At 59.8% G+C, this 20,724-nt stretch carries 10 protein-coding genes; 4 read left to right on the forward strand and 6 right to left on the reverse strand.

Annotation, left to right across the window (positions count from 1 at the left end; translation table 11 throughout):
- Positions 1–2 precede the first annotated feature (2 nt).
- From Thiofri_RS23380 to Thiofri_RS23390, 3 genes are all read left to right on the forward strand, one after another.
- Positions 3–3,263 (forward strand): chemotaxis protein CheB, encoded by a 3,261-nt coding sequence (locus Thiofri_RS23380; RefSeq protein WP_323705736.1) that lies wholly within the window; start codon positions 3–5, stop codon positions 3,261–3,263.
- Entirely contained in the window at positions 3,244–7,005 is a 3,762-nt protein-coding gene (locus tag Thiofri_RS23385; RefSeq protein ID WP_323705737.1) for a PAS domain-containing hybrid sensor histidine kinase/response regulator, read from the forward strand. Before Thiofri_RS23380 ends, Thiofri_RS23385 begins: the two co-directional genes overlap by 20 nt.
- A 290-nt stretch (positions 7,006–7,295) precedes the next feature.
- On the forward strand, positions 7,296–10,316 hold the full coding sequence (locus tag Thiofri_RS23390) for a response regulator (protein ID WP_009148976.1): 3,021 nt from the start codon (positions 7,296–7,298) through the stop codon (positions 10,314–10,316).
- Between the two features lie 207 nt (positions 10,317–10,523).
- Here the strand turns inward: Thiofri_RS23390 and pgeF are convergent, their stop codons facing one another.
- From pgeF to Thiofri_RS23410, 4 genes are all read right to left on the reverse strand, one after another.
- Entirely contained in the window at positions 10,524–11,303 is a 780-nt protein-coding gene (gene pgeF, locus Thiofri_RS23395; RefSeq protein ID WP_009148977.1) for a peptidoglycan editing factor PgeF, read from the reverse strand.
- Positions 11,300–12,253: a 23S rRNA pseudouridine(1911/1915/1917) synthase RluD gene (gene rluD / locus Thiofri_RS23400; RefSeq protein ID WP_009148979.1), complete on the reverse strand. Its 954-nt coding sequence runs from the start codon at positions 12,251–12,253 to the stop codon at positions 11,300–11,302. Before rluD ends, pgeF begins: the two co-directional genes overlap by 4 nt.
- 52 nt (positions 12,254–12,305) lie before the next feature.
- Complete coding sequence (locus Thiofri_RS23405) at positions 12,306–14,642, reverse strand: STY4199 family HEPN domain-containing protein (protein WP_009148980.1); 2,337 nt, start codon at positions 14,640–14,642, stop codon at positions 12,306–12,308.
- 133 nt (positions 14,643–14,775) lie between these two features.
- Positions 14,776–16,377, reverse strand: coding sequence for a toll/interleukin-1 receptor domain-containing protein (locus Thiofri_RS23410; RefSeq protein ID WP_009148982.1), 1,602 nt, complete (start codon positions 16,375–16,377; stop codon positions 14,776–14,778).
- Between the two features lie 127 nt (positions 16,378–16,504).
- On the opposite strand from Thiofri_RS23410, the gene Thiofri_RS23415 reads away from it, so the two are divergent.
- Entirely contained in the window at positions 16,505–18,109 is a 1,605-nt protein-coding gene (locus Thiofri_RS23415) for a sensor domain-containing diguanylate cyclase (protein WP_223296736.1), read from the forward strand.
- A 124-nt stretch (positions 18,110–18,233) separates the two neighbouring features.
- On the opposite strand, the gene Thiofri_RS23420 is transcribed toward Thiofri_RS23415, so the two are convergent.
- Positions 18,234–19,997 (reverse strand): chloride channel protein, encoded by a 1,764-nt coding sequence (locus Thiofri_RS23420; protein WP_009148986.1) that lies wholly within the window; start codon positions 19,995–19,997, stop codon positions 18,234–18,236.
- Between the two features lie 317 nt (positions 19,998–20,314).
- Positions 20,315–20,695, reverse strand: a complete 381-nt coding sequence (locus Thiofri_RS23425; protein WP_009148987.1) for an H-NS histone family protein — start codon at positions 20,693–20,695, stop codon at positions 20,315–20,317.
- Positions 20,696–20,724 lie beyond the last annotated feature (29 nt).

The raw sequence follows: 20,724 nt of genomic DNA on the forward strand, positions 1-20,724 counted from the left end.
AAATGCATTCTGCTCCCAACAGCCCCAAAGACACTCCGACCGACGCCTCACCGACGCCCCTCTTGTCTGCCGCCGGCGCCACTTCAGCCACTGAGGCCCCGTCCCCGGCACCCGAAGACGCATCCCCGCCGCCCGCAAGCAAGCCAGCGCCCTTCCCCATCGTCGGCATCGGCGCATCGGCCGGTGGCCTGGCCGCCTTCGAGGCGTTCTTCTCGGCCATCCCGCGCGAGACCGCGACTGGCATGGCCTTTGTGCTGGTGCAGCATCTCGCGCCCGATCACAAAAGCATTCTGACCGATCTGGTCAAACGCTATACCCGCATGCAGGTGCAGGAAGTCACCGACGGCATGAGCGTCGAGCCCGACTGCGCCTATATCATCCCGCCCAAACTCGACATGGCGCTGTTCAAGGGCAAGCTGCACCTGCTGGAGCCATCCACCCCGCGCGGACTGCGCCTACCGATTGATTTCTTCTTCCGCTCCCTGGCCGACGACCAGCATGAGCACGCGATTTGCGTGGTGCTGTCCGGCACCGGCAGTGACGGCACCCTGGGGGCACGCGCCATCAAAGGCGCTGGCGGTCTGGTGATCGCCCAGAGCCCCGACACGGCCGCCTATGACGGCATGCCGCGCAGCATCATCGCCAACAGTCTGGCGGATCTGGTGCTGTCACCGGCGAAAATGCCTGAACGCTTGATGACCTACCTCGCGCAGGCCTTCGATCAGCCACCGGACAGGAAAACCTCGGCCATCAGGTCTGAGGATGCGCTGACCAAGATCTGCCTGCTGCTGCGCGATGCTACCCGTCACGACTTCTCCCAATACAAGCGAAGCACCCTGGTGCGCCGCATCGAACGGCGCATGGCCCTGCAACAGATCGAGCGGCAGTCGGATTATGTCCGCCACTTGCAACACGAGCCTAGGGAGATTCTGGCGCTTTTCCACGACTTGCTGATCGGCGTCACCAACTTCTTTCGTGATCCAGAGGCCTTCGCGGTGCTGGAGACCGAAGTCATCCCCAAGCTGTTCGCGCGCAAAGCCCAAGACAGCACAGTGCGCATCTGGGTGTGCGGCTGCTCCTCAGGCGAGGAGGCCTATTCCATTGCCATCCTTGCGTATGAGCACATGGAAGCCATGAACCTGAAACACGAGGTGCAAATCTTCGCCACCGATGTGGATGCACGCGCCATCGCCCAGGCGCGCGCGGGCAGCTTCCCGACCAATATCGCGGTCGACATCTCGCCCGAACGGCTAAAGCGATTTTTCACACTCGACCAGGAAAACCGCCTCTACCGTATTCAAAAAGTGATTCGAGATCTACTCGTGTTTTCTGAGCAGGATCTCATTCGCGACCCCCCATTCTCTCGCATCGATCTCATTAGCTGTCGCAATCTACTGATTTATCTGGATGGAAACCTGCAACGCCGGATCATCCCGCTGTTTCATTACGCCTTGAGTCCAAACGGGGTGCTCTTTCTTGGCAGTTCGGAAACCATCGGCGACAACATGATGATGTTCACCGCGCTGGATCGCAAATGGAAGATCTTCGCCCGGCTCGATCCCATCGGTGGCATGCCTGCACCAACGATTGGGGAACTCACACTCAAGCGGTATGAGGAACCGAAAATGGAGACTCTGACGTCGGGCGCGCAAGGAACCCTAGCAGCGGCCTCGGACCTGCACGCCCTGACCGTGCGCACTCTGCTAGAGCATTTCAATGCCGTTGGTGTTCTCATCAACGCGAAAGGCACGGTTTGCTATATTCACGGCCGCACCGGGCGATATCTGGAGCCGGCGGTCGGCAGCGCCAACATGGACATCTTCCAGATGGCGCGCGACGGACTGCGGCGACCGCTGACGGCAGCGCTGCAACGCGCCATCTCGCGCCAGGAAGTCATACAGGCACCGGATATCCGGGTCAAGACCAACGGGGACTTTGCGCGCGTCAATCTCGCCATCCGACCGATCAAACCCGTTGCGCGCGGCGGATCAGGGGACGACCCAGGCAGCTACTACTTGGTCGTCTTTGAGCCGGCACCAAATGCAAGCACCGATATTGCGGGCGCGAAACCAGCTCCCGATGGCGCAACGGGCGCAACCCCAAAGACAAAATCCAGCACCGACAGTGAAGACCCGCAACCGCCGCCCTCTTATGAGCAGGCAATCCGCCGCATTGCCGAGTTGGAGGACGAGCTACGGGCCAACGAGGACTACCTGCAAACAACCCGCGAGGAAATGGAGACCTCGAACGAAGAGCTGAAATCCACCAACGAGGAGATGCAATCGGTCAACGAGGAACTTCAGTCCACCAACGAGGAGCTGGAAACCTCTAAAGAAGAGCTACAGTCGGTCAACGAAGAACTGGCCACAGTCAACACTGAACTCCAAAACAAGGTGGCCGATCTCTCGCGCGCCAATGACGACATGAACAACCTGCTCGCGGGCACCGGGGTGGCCACGCTCTTTGTCGATGATCGCCGGTGCATCAGCCGCTTTACACCAGCGATGACGAAAATCATCAAGCTTATCCCTGGCGATACCGGCCGCCCGGTGGGCGATATCGTCTCGAACCTGATCGGCTACAGCAGCCTTGAGGAAGACATTGATTCAGTGTTGCAAACCCTGGTGCCCATCGAGAAATCCGTGCAGGCCCTGGATAACACCTGGTATCTGATGCGGATTGGCCCCTACCGCACCCTGACCAATGTCATTGAGGGCGCGGTCATGACCTTTGTCGACATCACCAGCCGCAAGCGCATGGAAGATGATCTGCACAACGCGCGCACCTTCGCCGAGGGCATCGTCGATGCCGTGCGCGAGCCCCTGGTGATTCTTGACGGCGACACCCTGCTGATCTCGGCCAACCGGGCGTTTTATCGGCATTTTCAGCTCACCGAGTCCGAAACCTTGGGCCACCCCCTGTTTGAGCTCGGCAATGGCCAATGGGACATCCCCGCCCTGCGCGAGCTGATCGAGAAGATTCAAGCTTCTGGTGCAAGCCTTGACGACTATCGCATTGCGCATGATTTCCCCCGGCTCGGCCACCGCGTCATGCAGATCAACGCCCGCCGCCTGTCGGCCATGAACGACCAGAAAGGGCACATCCTGCTCGCGTTCGAGGATCTGAACGCCGGGAGCCAGGCAAGCCAAACTGGCTCCCAAAGCGCCCACCAAGATACCCCCCAAATTACCCCCCAAAATACCCTAGGGAAACCCGACACCGCGCCAACGGCGGGAGGCCCGCTTGAGCCGAACAACAAATGACGCCCAGCACCCGGAAACACCGCTGGCGCCGACACCCGCCAGCGCCAACGCGCCCGCATCCAGCCTCGACCTGCGCGCGCGCGCCGAGGCCCGCCTGGTCGCGCGGGGCAAGCTGCCCTCCGAGCCCCTGACACGCGAAACCAGCCAGCAGCTCATCCACGAACTCAGCGTCCATCAGATCGAGCTGGAAATTCAAAACGAGGAACTGCGCCGCTCCCAGACGGAGCTAGAAGCCTCTCGCGCTCGTTATTTTGAGCTTTACGACCTCGCCCCCGTCGGCTATGTCGCCTTAAATGATGGCGGCCTCATCACTGAAGCCAACCTCGCCGCCGCCCGGCTCCTCGACCTACCCCGCCAGGCGCTGATCAACCGCCGCCTGTCGAACTGGATCAAACCGGACGACCAGGACATCTTCTATCTCTGCCGTCGACAACTCAACGCCAAGGCGCCCCAGCAGCAATGCGAACTGCGCCTTCAGCGTCCCGACGGCTCCAGCCTGTGGGCGGCACTGGCGCTGTCGCTGCAACCGGAGCGTGAGAGCGAAGCGCACTGCCTGGTCGTCCTGAACGATATCGACGTTCATAGACAGCTGGATGCCCTGCGCAGCCAAATCGAAGAGGACATGCTGCGCCGCAACGCCGAGCTCAACGAGCACGTGCAAACCCGCACCGCAGAGCTAGAGAAAACAACCTTCCATCTGCACCAAGCAGAGGAGCGTTTCCGTTACGCCATGGAGGCCTCGCGTGACGGCCTGTTTGACTGGCAACTAACCACAGATGAGGTGTACTTCAGCCCCGGCTATGCGCGGATGCTCGGCTATCAGCCCGGTGAGCTACCGCCAAACAAAAGCACTTGGCTGAACCTCCTGCCGCCGGAACAGCGTGAGTCGATGGAGGCATACGCCCAGCGCCAGTGCCTGTCGCCCAGCGGGACTATCACGCTGGAGCACCAATTACGCACCAAGACTGGAGATTATCGCTGGATTCTGGGCCGCGGGAAGGTCATGGAGCGCGCCTCCGATGGAACACCAATCCGGGTCGTTGGCACGCATGTCGACATCACCGAGATGCACGATATCCAGGCTACCCTGGAGGCCGAACGAGCGGATCTGGAAGCACAGGTTAACGCCCGTACCGCCGAGCTGCGCATGCAAACCGAGCGCCTGACCCTGGCCACCGAGGCTGGCGGCGTCGGTATCTGGACTTGGAATCCGGACACCAACGCCATCACCTGGGACGCCCAGGTTTGCAAACTCTACGGGCACAACAGCCAAGGCGCGGCGCTCTCGGTTGAGGACTGGAAGCGCAGGATGCGAGCGGAAGATATCCCACGCATCAGGGTAAAGGTCCGCCGGGTACTGAACGGCAAACTTCCGCTCTTGGCTGAGGTGTTCCGCATTCACGCCGACGACGGCCAGGAGCGTTATCTCGCGGCTCGCGGCCGCCTTATGCCGCTGGCAACCGCAGGTGAGCGATTATTGCTCGGCGCCATCTGGGATGTCACTGCAGAGCAGCGCAACACCGCCGCCTTGCGCGCGAGCGAAGCAAAAGCGCGCGCGGTCATTAACGCATCACCTGTACCGCTGGCCATCACCCAAAAGAGCGGCTGCGTCGATCACCTCAATCCCGCGTTCGTCGCGACCTTCGGCTACGCCCTTGACGAAATTCCCACCTGGAGCCACTGGTGGAATCGGGCTGCCCCCGAACCGGCCAAACGCGCGCGAATTCTGGCCAAGCTTCGCAAACGCACAGCAACCAGCGCGCAGTCGGGCAAACCCTGCAGCCCCTTCGAAATCACAGTTCGCTGCCAGGATGGCCGCGAGGCCACGGTGGTCATTCGGATCACAGCACTTGGCGACAATCAACGAATCCACACCCTCTACGACATTACCGAACTGTCCCAAGCCCGCGAAGCCGCCCAGCAGGCCGCGCGCGCCAAGTCGAACTTCCTCTCGCACATGAGCCATGAGATCCGTACACCGCTGAACGCGGCGCTGGGCATGACAGAAGTCCTGGAACGAACCCATCTCGATTCCGAGCAACTCCACTTGGTGCGCCAGGTGCGCATGGCCGGACGCTCGCTGCTGGAGATTCTGAACGACATCCTCGATATTTCGCGCATCGAGGCTGGAGCTATGCAGACCGAACAGCGTCCTTTCGCACTGTCCTCGGTGCTGGAACCGCTCGCAGCGCTGCTATCGAGTGCCGCTCGCCAGAAAAAGATCGGGCTTGCAATCAGCGCGCCACCCCCAGTCGAAAGCGCACTGCTGGGCGACGCGCGGCGACTGAAGCAGATCCTGATCAATCTCGTGGGCAATGCCATCAAGTTCACCAAGCACGGTGGGGTGCGGGTTGAGATCACGCTGCTTGAAGAGTCCACCAAAAAGGTCAGTCTGCGCTTCGAAGTGGTCGACACCGGCATCGGCATCCCACCTGAGATCCTGGAACATCTGTTCGAGCCCTTCGTCCAGGGTAGCGTTGGCGTGACGCGTCGTTTTGGTGGCACCGGACTTGGACTGGCGATCTGCAAATATCTGGTCGAGGCCATGGGCGGCTCTATTGGTGCGGAAAGCCTGCCGGGCATCGGCAGCCTGTTCTGGTTCGATCTCACCTTTGAGCGCACGAGCGAGAAGCCGGAGGTATTTGCGCCGACCGCACCCGTCTATACCGGCGAACCGCGTCTGGCTTCAGCGCGGGTGCTACTGGTGGACGACAGCGCCATGAATCAGGAGGTCGGCCAGCGCCTGCTCGCCCTGGAGGGGGCTAGCGTCACCCTGGCTACCGATGGCCGCAACGCATTGGAGTTGCTCTCTTCGGGCCCAGGCGACTTCGACCTGGTGCTGATGGATGTGCAAATGCCAGAAATGGACGGCCTCACCGCAACCCGACGCATCCGCAGCGAGCTTGGGCTGACCGAACTGCCCATCGTCGCCTTGACTGCGGGCGTGCTGCCGGCGCAGCAAGCCGCCGCGCGCCGAGCAGGAATGAACGCGGTCTTGATCAAACCGCTGGATACGGAGCAGATGGTTGCCACCCTGCGCCAATGCATGAGGCTCGAACCAACCCCTGGCCCCAGCTCTCCGCCCCCCTCGACCAAGGCTGCCGAACCATTACCCGCAATCCCCGGAATCGACCCTGTCCAAGCCATCCGGATCACCGGCGGAAACCCGGCTCTATTTGAGAAACTGCTATCACTCTTCGCCGACGAATGCCCGTCCATCTTGACGAACACCCGCGAAGCCCTAAAGATCGGCGACCGCGCGCTTGCAAGCCGCCTGATGCACAGCCTGCGCGGCAATGCGAGCATTCTCGGAGCGTCTGAAATCATGGATACCGCCAAAGTGTTGGAAGACGCTATCGAGGCGGAGGAGACCGACCTAGCGCGACCACTGGAGGAGCTGGCCAAACAAATGGCCCCGCTAATCGCGGCCAGCACAGCCGCGTATCCGGCCCAAACCGCCAGCGCAACACAGGCCAAAGCAGCCCCGCAAGAAGCGTCGGAAGCTCCAGACGCAAAACTCAAAACGCTACCCGCCCTGAAAGCCATCTTGCACGCCAATAACCTCGACGCCCTGGCCCATTTCGACCGACTGCGCCCGGAGCTAAACAAGATACTGGGCGAGACGCGCACCGAGGCGCTTGGGCGCGAGATCAGCAAACTGCGCTTCACCGAAGCACTGGCGCTGCTAGAGCCCGCCAACGCCGAACCGGAACAAGCCGGACCTCATAGCGCAGGCGCGTGAGGCGGTCGATTTCTTCGCCGCGCGCGCTTGCAGCGATCTGGCCAATTTGAGTTCCCACACGCAAGTTGGTGGATCGCTCCATTCCTTTATGCGCTTGTTTTTCTTATCGGCATGTATCGTGTTCTTCATCACATAAATATTTTGAGTTTCAGGGTATTTTCATCCCTTGTGGGTTTAGAATTGCCCCGGGTTCGCGTAAACTCAGCGCGACGCTTATTGTCGTTTGCGCCACTGTTTTTGTCTCGGCCCTATTCCCACCCTGAAGGGCGAAATTTCTCGCGGAGGGACTGATGACGGACACGAATATCCAGCCCGCCCAAATCGTCTCCCCGACAGATTCTCCGGTGTCCTCAAAACCGGACCATGGGGTTGGGGGGACGCTGCGGCAGCGGGCCGAGCAAATAGCTGGCGATACCTCAGCACAATCGTCGAACGCGATCGCTGAAATGTCACCAAAAGATATTCAGCGGACGCTTCATGAGGCTCGTGTAAAGCAGATTGAGCTAGAGCTTCAAGACAAAGAACTGCAACGCGCGAAGGCGCAAATTTCGACCATGCAGGCCCGTTGCCTCGTTTGCCAAAAGCGGGCACTACCCAGCGCCCTGTCGCACAGCGAGAAGCTTTTCCGCGCGATCTTCATGACCGCGCCGAGCTCCTTTTTGATCCACAACAAAGATAGCGGTGAGATGCTGGCAGCCAACCCGACCGCCTGCGTGCAGTATGGGTACGATTCGTTCGAGGCACTCAAGGCCAACCACGACAGGATGTGGACTAAGCCGCCTTACTCCCGAGAAGACTTGTTGAAGTGGGCCGCCAAGACGATTCAGGAAGGCCCACAGCAATTTGAGTGGTGCTATCGCCATGCCGAGGGCAAGTTGCAGTGGGAATGGGTGCATTTGAGCGCCCTCGTCATGCACGGCAAAACCTGCATTCTGGCGATATCGGACGACATCACGCGAGAAAAGCAGATCACGACGAACTTGCAGGCGAGCGAATCGCTTACCCGCGCCATCATCAATGCCTCGCCAATGCCCTTGGCCATCGCTTATGAGACCGGAGCTGTCACCTACCTGAACCGCGCCTTTACCGAGTGTTTCGGCTATACGCTCGAAGACATTCCCACCTGGTCGGATTGGCGGGTCAAGGCGTTTCCCGACCCGGATTATCGCCAACGAGTCGTAAACATGCGGCGAGAGGCACTGCAAAGTGTGACGAACAATGGGGACTCTAGCAAACCGGGCGAACTGATGGTCTGCTGCAAGGATGGCCAGCGTCGGACGCTGACGGCCTTTGCCACGCCACTCAAAACCACGCCTGAGATCCTGTATCTGAATACCTTCTCGGACGTCACCGAACTCAATCAAGCCCGCGAGGAGGCCCGGCAAGCGGCCCAGATTAAGTCCCAGTTCCTGGCTAACATGAGCCATGAGATCCGCACACCACTCAGCGCCATGCTGGGCCTGGCGCAACTGCTGGAAGGCGAGGCGTTGTCCGCAGAGCAACACCACCAGGTCCAGCAGATGCGCACGGCCGGACGATCCCTGAACGCGCTCGTCAACGACATCCTCGATCTCTCCAAGCTCGAAGCCGGCCAGTTACGGCTGACCGCAAGAACCTTCTCACCAGTGGTCCTGCTAGCACAGGTCGCAAGCCTCATGGGTCAGCAGGCTAGAGCTAAGGGGCTCGCCTTCCAGCTTGATACGCCGTCAGGGCTCGCCGCCTGGCTGCGCGGCGACGCGTTGCGGCTGGAGCAGATCCTCGTCAACCTGGTCAGCAATGCGGTGAAATTCACCGAGCGCGGCGAGGTATGCGTAAAGGTTAGCCAAGAGGATATCGACACCAGGACGGTGCGGTTGCGCCTGGATGTCCAGGACACGGGGATCGGGATCAGCCCCGAGCATCTGGCCACCTTGGGCACCGCCTTTACCCAAGCCGACGAGAGCATCACTCGCCGGTTCGGTGGCACCGGGCTGGGCCTGGCCATCAGCAAACAGTTGGTGGAGCAAATGGACGGCACCCTCGACGTTGACAGCACCCTCGGAGTCGGCAGTCACTTCTGGTTCGAGCTCCCATTCGAGCGGGTCAGCCCGGAGGAGGCGCCAGCGGAAAAGATCAAAGACACCCAGCAACCGAGCGGACCGCGCCTGACCGGCTTGCATTGTCTGGTCGCGGATGACTGCCCGATGAATCGAGAAATGGTCGAACGCGCACTGCGGCGCGAGGGCGCTCGTGTGACGCTGGTCACCGATGGTCAGCAAGCGCTGGACTGGCTGCACGCCCACCCCCAGGGTGTTGATGCTTTGCTAATGGACATCCGGATGCCTGTGATGGACGGGCTTGCCGCGACCCGTGCGCTCCGTCGGGACTTTGGCCTGACCGATTTGCCGGTCATCGCCTTCTCCGCCGGCGTGCTGACTGAACATCGCCAGCAGGCCGAGGAGGCCGGGTTCAGCGATTTCCTGGCGAAGCCCGTCGACCTGGAGGATCTCGTGTCGATCCTGCGGCGTTGGTGCGCAACGCCCGCGGCGGACGCATCGCCGCCCAGCAGCGCCCCGACACAACTGCCATCCAATGCGCCGAAAACGGACTTTCCCGACATTCCCGGACTCGATACCCGTCGAGCGGCGCGATATTTTGACAACGATTGGTCACGTTTTCTGAAATCGCTGGCATCCCTAACCAATGATTTTCACGATGCGGCACAGCATACGCGCGATGACCTAGCGCGTGGCGCGGTTAACGCCGCCGCCCAGCGGCTCCATTCCTTAAGAGGTCGCGCGGGCTATCTTGGCACGCAGGATTTGATCCAAACAGCCGCAACCTTAGAGCAACGCCTGCTGGAAGGGCGCACCGATCTTGAGGACTTAATCGATGCGTTCGAGGAGCAGCTCGCCGCACTCCTGACCGCGCTCAAACCCTGGCTGCCATCCAAAGACGAGAAGGTTCGGATACTCATTGTCGATGACGACCCCGCCAGCGTCAAAATGATGGGGGAGGCACTGATGCCCGAGTATCAATGCGAATTTGCCTTGTCCGGAGCACAGGCGCTACAACGGCTGAAGACAGCAGCAGCGCCTGCGCTAATCCTGCTCGACCTCATGATGCCGGAGATGGACGGCTATGAATTATGTCGTTCTCTTCAGAAAGACCCACGATGGCAGGACATTCCGATCATTTTCGTGACGGCCAGCCAGGACATCAAGAATGAGACTCAGGCATTGCAGGCTGGCGCGACGGATTTCATCCCGAAACCCATCGACCCGTCAGTGCTGCGCTTGCGGATTGATGTGCACCTCCTATTGCGCGAGTAGACGCTGCGTGACGCCCTGCCTGATCAACAAAGCCGGGCATGAACAAGAAGGCCCTGACAGAACGGTCGTTCCCACCGTCTCTTAACGCATCTTCCCTATGGACACTGCCCCGGACCAGGCTACCCACCTCAATACAGCGTCAAGCGCGAGCGCCAAGGGCGCGATCGATGCCAACCCAGGGCAACGCCCTGGGTCTCGGTCTAAAACTCACGGATCGAACCAAATCAGGCTCGCCATACGGCCGGTGCGCGCGTCGCGGCGGTAGGAATAGAAGCGCGCCTGGTCGCTGAAGGTGCAGTAATCGCCACCACTGATATCGTTGACACCGGCTTGCCGCAGTCGCTGACGCGCCAGGGTGTAAAGGTCTGCCAGCCAGCGCTCGCCAACTGAGGGTTTAAAGGCTCCGGCAGCCCCCGCGTCGGCACTCAGGAAAGCCTCGCGCACCTCCGGGCCGACCTCGAAGGCGCGCGGGCCGATGGCTGGCCCCAGCCATGCGGCGATGCGCTCGGGCGGTTGTGCCAGGCGCGCGACCGCGCCCTCGATGACACCGGCAAGCAGGCCACGCCAGCCGGCATGCACGGCGGCCACTGCGCGACCATGGCGCTCGCACAGCAAGACTGGCAGACAGTCGGCGGTCAGCACCGCGCAGACAAAGCCTGGCTGATGGGTCAGGCTGGCGTCCGCGCAAGGACTCCCGTTCCCCGCACCATCGCCAATCTCCACCACCTCGGTGCCATGCACCTGCTCGAGCCACAGAGGCTCGGTCGGCAGCTTCAGGGCCGCCACCAGCTGCTGGCGGTTGGCTGCAACCCGGGCCGGATCATCGCAGACATGGGTCGCCAGGTTCAGGCCGGCAAAGGGGCCGGTACTCGTGCCGCCGCTGCGAATGGTGGTGCAAGCATGCACCCGGGGGGAGACTGACCAATTGGGGTAGATTAGTTCAAGACTTGAAGGCGCTAAATCGCTAGCCATTGATGCGGCAATCATTCACGCACCTCCGGCGGCTGGTCGAGTTCGGTTAGTAGCTGCGCAAAATCGGGGGCCATCGGGATCTCCCAACTCAGGGTTTCGCCGCTTGCGGGATGTTCCAGTGCTAGGCCGATGGCATGCAGGGCCTGGCGCGGAAAGTTACGCAACGCCTCGGCCGCCGGCGCATGGGCGGGGAAGGGCTGGCGCGCGCGCGCATAGACTGGATCGCCTACCAGCGGGTGGCGCAGGTGTGCCATGTGGACGCGAATCTGATGGGTGCGACCGGTCTCCAAGCGCACGCCAAGCAGGGTGCAATGGCCAAAGCGCTTGAGAACCCGGTAGTGGCTAATGGCCGGGCGCCCGGAGGCGACCACGGCCATTTTGGTGCGCGCTTGCGGATGCCGGCCGATGGGCTGATCGACGCTGCCGCCGCTGATCAGGTCGCCGCGCACCAGGGCACGGTAGTCGCGATGCACCAGGCGTGCCTGCAACTGGGTGACCAAGGACTGATGGGCGATAAGGGACTTGGCCACCACCATGAGTCCGCTGGTGTCCTTATCGAGCCGGTGCACGATGCCGGCACGCGGCAGCGCGGCCAGCTCGGGATTGTGATGCAACAGCGCGTTGAGCAGGGTTCCGTCGGGCTGACCGGCGCCTGGATGCACTACCAGCCCGGCGGGCTTGTTGATGACCAGCAGATGCGCGTCCTCATGCACCAGAGCGAAATCAATCTCCTGCGCCGGAGCGGCGGTTTGCACCTCCAAAGCCGGATTGGTGTGCAGACAGATCTGCTCGCCACCGCGCACCTTGTCGCGCCGGCGGCGAGCCTCGCCATCCACCCGCAACTGGCCGGTCTCAAGCCAGTGCTGGATGCGCCCGCGCGAGTAATCTGGCAGCAACTCCGCGAGCGTCTGATCAAGCCGACGCCCAGCAGCACTTAGTGGGAGCTTGAGTTCTATTGATTCCATTCCTGTAGGTCCAGTCCTCTGCTATGGCACCGTGGCACAATACGACCACGCACTAGCGCCGATCAATTCTTTGCACCTCCGAGCGCGAGCCATCCTTGTAGGTCAGTTGGACGCTAACGTACTGGGTTGGCACAGGGATGGATCGATAGATTTCCATCCCCGAACCGATGCTGTGAGGATCATCGGGGTCGCACTCGCCCAGGCCTGTCCAGACTGTATCCGGCTCCGGCGTATCCAGGCCAAATTGCACCTCGCTGATCGCACAGCGATAGGATTGTAGGTGGGTGAAATAGAGCATACCTGGGTTGCCAGCATTAAAGGCAAGCCAGCTTCCTTTGGTCATTTCCAGGATTTTTTTCTGGCTGCTCACCAGCTCGTCGGTGGTGGTGAAATCCACCTTGAAAGGACCGTTCTCGCGCCCCTGTATATCGACATACTTCACATAGATGGCGCCATCTTTCTGGGTGGCCGGCAATTGAAACCAGGTCACTGCTGGTGGTTCTCCCAGCCGTGGGTCGATAAAGTCTGAGACGCCGGTATCGATGAAGTCCCCAGTGTCACCCAGCCGGTAAGAGAAGTGACGGACAACTTCAGGAAAATTAAAATAAAGCTGCCACCCGCTATTGCTGCGTGTCGCTTTGTAAATGAAATTGGGTTTGGTCGCGACCGTCTCGACCACGCTCAACGCCTTCATGCGCGCTTCGGCATCATCGACCCATTCGGTCGCCATCTCTTTGTCGATGAAATATTTCAGCAGTTCACCCTGCTCAGTCAGCTCCAGAAAGCGCGTCAGTGCCTTTTTCTCCTCGCGTTTGTTGTGCAGGGACTGCTGGCCGAGTTGCTTAAGCGAGTGCTGCCCGGCGATCAGGTAGTACAGGGGACCGTAATCCGGGTGCTCTGCCGCCAGTTCCTCCAACCCTTGACTACGCTCATCTCCCTGCAGCAGTTGCGTGCGAGCCACATCGTAGGCAGCCACTGGTTCCTCAGGCTGGCTGGCAGCATAGGCTGTGAGCGCACCCTGAAGTCCGTCCTGCGCCTTGAGGATGGTGATGTAGCGCAGATAGGGGTCGATGACATCTAGCCCGAAGGTCAGAAAGCCTTGGTAGCTCTTGCGGGCATTGAGAAAATCTCCACGCAATTCGTATACGCGGGCATTATGATAGAACTGCTCCGGACGCTCGGGTTGGTCGATGATCCCACCGAGTTTACTGAGCGAAGTGAACCCGTCCTGAATGGCGCTAACCGATGCGCTCATCGCCTCAGTCGCATCGGCCACCAAACGCTGCGTTTGCGCGCCCTGCTCTTCAATGCGGCCCGTGGTCTCGCGCACAACCGAGGTATCGTCCCGCGTCGCCTTGGTCAGCACGAACACTGCCAGGATGCCGAGAATGGTCACCCCGACACCCAGACCGATCCAAAGCTGGCGCCGACCGATGGTGCCGGTGGTTTGACGGATACTGCCGGTATCCTCGGCGATGGAGCCAAGCGAAGCCTCTACCGACGCCCGAAACTGCGCGATATCGTCCTTAACCTCGGCTAGATCTTCGGTGATTGAGCCAAAGTACTGCTCAAGGTCTTCTTTGGAGACATCCAGGTAGGTCTCGGGGTCGACTTTGGTCTGCCCCTGATCATGGGCTTCCTGTACCGGGGAGATCAGCTCCTCGTAATACAGGTCGAGCAGGCTGAGCTGGGTGTTGGTAATGCGTTTGTTGTGGGCCAGTGCATTTCGGATGCGACGAATATCATCGAGAAAGTTCTGGATGGTTTTGCGTTTGTCGCGCAGGTAGGTAAGAAAGGGCGTGTCCTCAAACAGCGGGGAGTACCTTGGGTACTCGCTGTTATTGACAAACAGACTGGCCAGTTCACTAAAGGTGGTGCCACTGAGCAAATCCCCCGCATCGGCTGATTGCTTCCATTTGGCGACCACCTGCGTGCTAAGCAACTCGCCAAGGTTCTGCTCAAGCTTTTGCTGGTCGCCGTAGTGTTCGTTGATCAGGCTGCGCAGGATTAACTCCAGCGCCCGCACCTGTTTGCGGCCCAGCTCCTCGGACACCAGTGCTTCGACCGAGTCATCAAAGCCGATTTCCGGCAGTCTGGCCGCCAGCAGCTCCATCCAAGAGATGAAGCGTAGCTGCGTTAGCAGTTGGTCGCGGGCTTTTGTCTCGCTCCCACTGCGCTCCAGATCGCGCAAAACCTTGGAAAAATCGGCAAGTTCGTTGCTATTGAGCTGCAACCGCTCAGCGACGATCTGGTTGCTCAACTCCCCTTTTTTCTTCTTGAACAAACGCAGCCCGCCCGCTAATGAATCAGGCGGCTCTGCCACGTCAAGCAACTTCAACAGCTGGTTAACCAGCTTAATGACCAGGGGTTGTAACTGTTCTGGTGTCACACGCAAGCCCTCCAGGTGAGAATAGGAACACGACTCTGTTTTTATATCGAGCGGACATGGACTTTCGGCTATTGTGTTGGACCGCTACTCGGCCCGGAACCGAAAACGCATTTCCTACAGCGATACAGAAAAGCTAAGCGCCCTTGATGGCTTGCAGTATTTTCTGAAAACAGGAGTTCTGGTGAATATGCTGATAGTGAAAGACATTGAGGCTGTACATAAACTCAAGCTCTTGCGGAAGTTCTTCTGCACTCGTAGGAAATTCATAACCAGGCAGTGCGATGGGAATGATGGTTTTTCCAGTCCGGTGAGCGGTAATAATCTCCTCGCGCACCCAGTCTTCTGTTCTGCCAAAACCATCCCGAATTCCTGGAGACAGAATCAAAATAAACTGACTACAGTGCTGCACATGTGACCTTAACTGGTCATCAAAGGCACCTTCACGCAGGGATTCTACATCCAGGAATGCCGAATACCCCTGTTGGGCGAGAAAAATGCGCAGCAGACTGGCCATCTCGCTGCCTTTATCGCGCCGGTAACTGATGAAAACATCAAGCTCACCCTTTTTGTGTAAAAATTGCTTGGGCTTGTCGTAAATGTGGCGCACAACGGCCAGTACTTCATCGTATGTCAGCAGGGTTCCGCTGCGGGGAGCGTCGATGATGGTGAAGTGGTGCCCGCGGCCGTCGTACCAGGGATCATCGTTGGTACAGTAGTTGTCAGGATACCGGGGCTTGCCTCCGCGCGCGCGGCCCAGCAGTTTACGTTTCTGTTCTTCTGCTTGTTCCAGTGCATAGCCAAGATAGGGCAGATGATAACCACCATCACCGCGCACTGACAGAACCACCCTTTGCAGGGTCCCATCCTCGGAGAAGCTCGGCACGACCATCAGGTCGCCATGGTTCCCCTCGCGCACCCAATACTTAAACAGCAGCGATTGGGGATACTGCTGAAATGCCAGCATGGTACAGGGTCGCGCGGCATTCGCCAGGCGTTCTTCGTTGCTTCGGTAGGGTAAGAAAATTTCCTCGCTGATGGTTGCCTTCAGGTCTTGCAGAAAATCTTTGTAGTCGGCCTGAAGAGCTGTCCGTTCTTGCACGTAGCCAATGGCAGGGTCCAGCGGTGCGGTAAAATCCAGTATCGGCACCGGCTGGTTGTTCTCGCGAGCAAGGCGCTGACGCTCGGCGGTGCGGACAATCACTTGCTCAATCAGCGCTTTTCCCTGTAGGAGCAGGGACTCCCAATCCATCCGCTGGCTTTGCCAGTAGAGATAAATCAGGAAAGGACGAAACGCATCGTCACCCGCTTTGGCCCGCCCCTGATCCACGCTGTCAGCTGCGTCCCGAAGCGCATTGCAAACGGCTTGCGATGGAAGCTCAGCCGTGCGCAGTAGATGATCGGCCAGATAGAAGCTCACCATGGCATCCCAGTCAGGATGAATGTGAGTGCCAAAGGTAAAGACGTACTCCCTTTGTGCGAGCGTCTGGCCGGAATAGTAGGCCTGATTGAGCGGCCCCAGCAGATGATGGCTGACAAGCGATGGCTCACGAATCATGGCGCTGACGCTTGAATCCGTTTCGCCGTTCTCTTCGTGGTGGTGGTCGATCACACCTGGGGAGAGGTGGTTGCCAACATCGGCAAAGACGGTTCCAATTTCCGCTGCGACCGTCGAACCGGGTTGCAGAAACCGAAATTTCCAACGGTAGGCGACTCCCAGTTCTTCGAGCGCGAGCATGCTGACTCCCCGGCACGGATGTGGCGATAGCTAGGCATCAAGTTCAGTGCCATTTTGGCATGACTTTAAATCAAAGGACGCGAAATCCTTTCAGCGTCCGTTGCGGTTTTCGACTAGCATGGCGGACATGGGCAAGCACGGTACAACCTGGCGGTCGTTTTTTCTTCTCTACCCGCTTCTGGCGCTGGTTCCTGTTGCCATTGTGACCGGTTATAGCCTGTGGTCATTCACCGACCGCCTGGAGGCGGTCAAGCGCAGCGAGCGCATTGCCGTCGATCTGGAGCGCGAAGCCGTAACCGCCCAACTCCAACCGGTGGCCAAAGACGTCTGCGTACTCGCACAACAAAACGAGCTTGCCACTTTGCTGCTTGGCGCCACCACCGAAGCCCGCCTGGCGATGGCCTCGGAGTATCTGGCGCTGGCGCGCAATTCCCACAACTACGATCAAATCCGCTATCTGGACGAAAGCGGCCAGGAGATCGTGCGGGTTAACCAGGGTGCTAGCGAATCTCTAATTGTCAGCGGACCGGATTTGCAAAACAAATCTGGCCGCCCCTATTTCACCGAATCTCTGCCGCTACAGTCAGGGCAAGTCTACCTTTCACCGCTCGATCTCAACATCGAGCACGGCCAGATCGAAACCCCCTACAAACCTATGATCCGCCTGGCCACTCCGGTCGAGGATAGCGCCGGGCGAAAACGCGGTGTCATTGTGATCAATTTGCTGGCTCAGGGCATACTCGATCAGGTGCAAGCCGCCGGGGACTTGAGCCCGGGCCAGGTCATGATGCTCAACGACCAAGGCTACTGGCTGATTACGCCCAATCCGCCGCCGGGCTGGGGGTTCATGTTCCCCGAGCGCGCCAAGATTCGGATGCCAGAACTTTACCCCGAGGTCTGGGCGCACATGAACCAGAACCACAGCGGCATGATTCATTCAGCGCAGGGCATTTTTACTTACGACCACTATAATCCGCTGGACCATATTGACGGTTGCTCGGAGCGTCCCGATGGCCTCGACGGCGCCATCTCGACCACCGGCTATCCCTGGGTGCTGGTCTCGCACTTGCCGCAATCGGTGATCAACGGCTGGCGCCACGCGCTGATTGTGCGTGCGGTGCTCATTGGCGTTCCGGTGCTGGTGCTGCTGGCAATCGGCACCCGCTCCACATTGCTCGTCGTCGCCGAGCGCCGCCGTCACCGCGAACACCTCGAAGCCCTTGCGCGCTTCGACGCACTCACGGGCCTGGCAAATCGCGCCACCTTCGAAGAGGCTCTGCGCGAGGAACTCCAGCGCAGCGAGCGTCACCAGCGCCGCCTGGCGGTGCTTTATCTGGATCTCGACGGCTTTAAGGAGATCAACGACACTCAGGGGCACAAGAGGGGTGATGAGGTCCTGATAGAGGTCGCGCAGGTACTTAAGACCTGCTGCCGCGCCACCGACCTGGCCGCACGCCATGGTGGAGACGAGTTCGCGCTAATGCTCGCCGAGGTGGCCGATGCGAATGCGGCCACAGCCGTCGCGGAGAAGATCCGCTTGGCCATCGGGCAGTTGTCTTGGGACGGCTTGGGCGTGGGTGCCAGCATTGGCATTGCCCTCTGGCCCGACCACTGCCCGGATCAAAGCCCGGATCAAAGCCCAGGCCCCAGCCTTCTGCTGCACCTGGCCGATGAGGCCATGTACCATGCCAAATCCGACGGCAAGAACCGGATCAGGCTGGCCAACGCCTGATCAGGCCCGCCGGGGTCGCACCAGCTCGCCAACCTGCTGGCCAGGTCGCGCTGCTATGACCATGCAGGCGGTTACCACCGTACAAGTCATGCAGCTCATCCTCCGGACAGGATCGCGCAATCAGTCAATACTTGTAAGCCGTATCGATACGCGAGCGCGTCAAAACGCCGTAGATATGATCAATGCCCGGCGCCAGCGGCCGGCGCACATAGAGCGCCTGAGCACCGGTTGCTTCCAGAGCCACCACGGCCTCTTGCAGGCTTGCCTGTAAATGAATAGGGGCCAGTTCCAGGCGCTCGCCAGGAATCTCCAGCAGGTCGACACTGGCCGCGTCCGGGTTCTGCGACAGAAAGGTAGCAACCGCGATACCCGGCATCAGATAGGTGGGCTTGTCGGCCTTGTTCACAATGATCCAGTCAGGGCTGTCGACCACCAGTCGCTCGGCCTTGGCGCGGTCCAACTCGGCCAGCTGATGGACGAAACGGCGGTTCATCACGCCACCGACAGCTTGGCGGCGCAACTCCCGGATTAGCGGATTGATGCGATAATCCAGACCATTGGCACGCAGCATGGTAATGAAGAGCGAATCCTTACCAAAGCCCTTGTAGCTCACCAGGGCCGCAATAATAATTGCCAGCATGCCTGGCATGATGACGCCTGGGCTATGCGTCAGCTCCACAATGGCGGTCAATCCCGCCAGCGGCGCCAGCAGACTGGCACCCATCATGGCACCCATGCCGAGCAGCACATAAAAACTCGCCGGCACCGCGCTAGCATCCAGAAATGGCGCCGCCACCAGGGCTGTGAGATTCCCGATCACCGCCCCCATAAAAAGCGCCGGACCGATAGTGCCACCCGGAATACCCAACCCGATACTGGCCGAGGTGGCCATTAATTTCATTGCCAACAACATCAGCAAGAATTCCCAGGCGAGATGCTCCTTCAGTAATTGGCCCAAAGAGTCGAACCCCAGCCCCATCACCTCTGGCATCAAGGCACCGCACAGCCCGGCAATCACACCCGCAAGCATCAGGCGCCAGAAAAACGGCAAAGCTTTCGCCGCGCCGGCAATACTCTGCACAGCCTGGGTATAAGCCGCCGATACCATGCCGGCCGCAATCCCCAGCAGAATGACGGGCATCAGATCCGCCACTGAGCCAACGACCGCTGGCGGCACCTCAAAGAACGGGTTGGCTCCAAAGACCGAGACAAACAGCCAGTCGGCGCTGGCAGCGGCGAGAATAATCGGAATGAAAGTCGCGATGCTGTATTCGAGCGCCAGCACCTCGAGCGCAAAAATCACCCCGGCCAATGGCGTATTGAAAGAGGCCGCAATGCCGGCCGCAGTACCGCAGGCCACCATGATGCGGATACTGTTATTTGGTAGTTCCAGCAACTGCCCCAGCAGGCTGCCGCCGCTCGCCCCCAGATAGACATGCGGCCCTTCGCGCCCGACGGAATGCCCGCTGACAATCGCCACCGCGGCACCGACGAATTGCAGCACAAAGCCCCGCAGAGTCAGGTGGCCCTGGTGGTATTCCATGCGCTCAAGCACCCGGGCCACGCCAAGCACCCGGATGCCATTGGAAAAGCGCAAGAATACGGCGGCGATAAGCAGAGCCCCGCCGAGAGGCAGCAGCAAGCGCGCAGCGATCGACAGGGCCTCGTAGTTCTCGCCATGGTGGGGCAGCATCAGCGCCTGCGTACCTTCGACCGCAAGGCGAAAACCAATGATGACCACACCCGTAGTCAGACCGGTCAGAATACCGAAAAGAGCATGCCAGAGAAGGGCGTCCGGACGGGCAATTTGCAGCCGCATGCGATCAAGCAGCGCATCGGGAGCGGGGCGAAGACGACGCCAGAATTGGGCCAGATGGGAGCTGGACATGAATGAGGGATAATAGCCGCTCAGGCGGCTAGCAGCCAGGCTGCCTGAAAACCCTGGTCACTCACCGTATCGCCAGGAGGCCTTATCACTAAGATGCCTTGTCACGAAGAGGCACTGCCCGAGATTGACTCAGAATCAAGCCTGGGCAGGCTGGAATCAGGCCGGGATAAGGTAGGAGTGGAACAAATAGCATGCGGCGCGCCCGGAAACGGATCAAATCCAGGCGCGCCTTTTGGAGTGCTATCATCCGCCGTGCAATCGGCCGCGGCGGGTCGATCCCGGTCAAATAATCAGCTTGAGCTGATCAACCTGGTTGGTCAGGAATCCGCATGCATGTAATCTTGCTTGTAGCGCTCCCGATCACCTTTTTCTGCCGGATTTAGGCCAACAGCGGCCATGCGCTCTTTCATCCAGCTCGGCAGGGGCCCGCGCACATAAACAAAGCTTGAATCCGCATTATCGACATAGCGCGGATAGGATCGCGCCCCACCCGCACGACGGGTCGTGCGACGGCCGGCGAAGGCATCCGCAATCTCGCCAATGTTAAACCCTTCTTCCTTGATTTTTTGCTTGAATTCGGAAATAAGCTCCGCCTTGCGCTGATCGCGTTTGGCGGCGATGACGCGCTCGACTTCTTTCTGCTCGGCCTCAAGGGATTCTAGTTTGGCCCTGAGTTCGGTATATTCCATTTCGTCCATTATTGCTTGCTCTCTCTTGTGTGAGTCCG

This window comes from Thiorhodovibrio frisius, assembly GCF_033954835.1.
Classification (GTDB): Bacteria; Pseudomonadota; Gammaproteobacteria; order Chromatiales; family Chromatiaceae; genus Thiorhodovibrio; species Thiorhodovibrio frisius.